1 protein-coding gene is annotated in these 2,520 nt (G+C 49.0%); it reads left to right on the top strand.

The features are described 5' to 3' along the window. Nucleotides 1-12: 12 nt before the first annotated feature. The coding region (locus IXC47_RS19220; RefSeq protein WP_230089676.1) for a Tn3 family transposase at nucleotides 13-2,520 on the top strand (2,508 nt) is incomplete at its 3' end.

Below are 2,520 nucleotides of genomic sequence, written 5' to 3'. Positions count from 1 at the left end.
GGGAGCACAGTTTTGACCAGCATCCATGAAACAGCATACCCACGCTTTAAGCCTGATCTGACGCAGCGTGAATTAGACGAAATCTATACACCAAATGAGACTGAACAGCGTTTTGCACGCCGGGTAGGTCGTGGCAATGCATCACGGCTTTATTTGATGATCTTGTTGAAAGCCGTCCAGCGACTGGGGTATTTTCCGATGCTTGCGGAAGTGCCCGCATCCATCGTGTCTTTTGTCACTAAAGCGCTCGGCGTAAACTCGGTACCGCTGCGCATGCTCGTAGAAGAAGAAAAGTCACGCGCTAGGCGCGACTTCATCGACGCCATTCGTGCGCATCTTAAAATACAGCCCATTACAAAGGATACCGACAAGGCAATCGAGTTAGCCGCGACGCAGGCCGCACAAACCAAGCAGGAGCTAGCTGACATTATCAACGTCGTTATCGAAGAGTTGATCCGGCAACGCTATGAATTGCCAGCGTTCAGCCGCTTGAATCGAACGGCGTTTCGGATCCGGAATCAAGTCAATGAACAGTATTTTCATACATTAACTGATCCGCTTCCCGCAGCAGTCACCAGCCAATTCGACGCAATGCTCACGCTTTCTGCAGGTCAGCTAGTCACCGGCTGGCAGCAAATAAAACAAGATCCGAAGAAGCCAACTAATACTGAGGTCCGCCAATATCTCGAACGTGTAAAGTGGCTTAAAAGCTGGGCCTGCGAATTGCCGCAAGTGGATCATATTCCAGTCGTCAAACGCGGACAGTATGTATATGAGGCGCGCGCACTCGACGCAGCAGACCTAAAGGCCATGCAGCAGAACAAGCGCTATGCTCTGATGGTGCTGTTATTCCACGCACAATTGAGTAAAGCGCTAGACGATGCGGTCGACATATTTGTCCGCAAAATGAGGAAACTCCATAGCGGCGCGGTAGAACAACTGCAACTGTATTATCAGGAGCATCAAAAGCGTGCAGAAAAGCTAGTTTCGCAATTACGTGATGTGCTTGAAGCGTTTCAAGAAGGTGAGACCGATCAGGAGCGTGGCAAACGGATTGCGAATGCCATGCATGACAACCCGGAAAATCTTCTCGCCGAGTGCGAAGAGCACATGGCCTATGCCGGGAATAACTATCTCCCGTTTATGCTAGTTCCATACCAGACGCAGCGGCCTTTATTGCTGAACTGCCTGGGCCTACTCGATCTGGAATCCACATCAGCTGACTTGTCACTCATTGAATCGATCCGGTTTGTGCTGGCAAATCGGCAGAGCCACAAGGAATGGTTGTCGATCGTTGATACGAATATCAATTTGAAATGGCTACCGGAAAAATGGCGGCGACCGGTGACTGGGCAGCGGTCTGGGCCCGTCAACGAAGTTAACCGAAAGTATTTTGAACTTTGTGTATTGACCGAAGCCATGCAAGAACTACAGTCGGGGGATCTGTATGTAGCCAATAGCGATCAATACAGCGATTACCGGGTCCAACTTGTTGACTGGGATACCTATGAGGCGCAGGTAGCGGAATATGGTGCGATGCTTGATTTTCCGACTGATCCCAAACATTTTGTCACTAATCTCAGGAAATGGCTTGTTGACACAGCGTCTCGCACGGATGAGGGCATGCCAGATAACGAGCATGTGGATTTAAACGGGACTGAAATCATCTTGAGAAAGCACAGCAAGGATATCAAGCCTGCCGCACTGGACCATATCGATAAAGAGCTTACCGCGCGACTGCCCGAAAAGAATATCCTCGACATCTTAGTGGAAGCAGAGACTTGGCTTGATCTTCATAAACAGTTCGGCACCTTATCGGGCTTTGAATCTAAAATTGACGATCCGCGCAAACGATTCGTCACCACATTATTTTGTTATGGTTGCAATCTCGGCCCGACTCAAACCGCACGGTCGGTCAAAGGGCTAAGCCGGAAGCAAGTCGCCTGGTTAAATTTGCACCACGTGACTGAGGAGAGATTGGAAAAGGCAACTGTTCAGGTCATCAACGCCTATAACAAATTCTCGCTACCCAAGTTTTGGGGAACGGGTAAAAGTGCCTCGGCCGACGGTACCAAATGGAATATGTATGAGCAAAATTTACTGTCCGAGTACCACATTCGTTATGGCGGGTATGGTGGAATCGGGTATTACCACGTCTCAGACATGTACATTGCCTTATTCAGCCATTTTATTCCATGCGGCGTTTATGAGGCTATCTACATCTTAGACGGTCTGATCAAGAACGAGTCCGATATTCAACCTGACACGCTGCATGGCGACACACATGCACAGAGTGCGCCGGTCTTCGGGTTGGCTTATCTGCTCGGTATCAATTTGATGCCTCGCATTCGGCAGTTGAAAAAACTGGTTTTTTACAAGCCGGAACGAGGCATACGATATGAACATATCAATGGATTATTCAGCGAGGCAGTGAATTGGGAAATTATTGAGACACATTTGCCGGACATGCTACGCATCGCCTTATCGATCAAAGCCGGCAAAATCACCCCATCGACAATC

This window comes from Herminiimonas contaminans (genome assembly GCF_015645465.1).
In the GTDB taxonomy this organism is placed as follows: Bacteria; Pseudomonadota; Gammaproteobacteria; order Burkholderiales; family Burkholderiaceae_D; genus Oxalicibacterium; species Oxalicibacterium contaminans.
The sequence above is the reverse complement of the archived record's forward strand: the minus strand, read 5'-3'. Positions and strand labels throughout refer to the sequence as shown.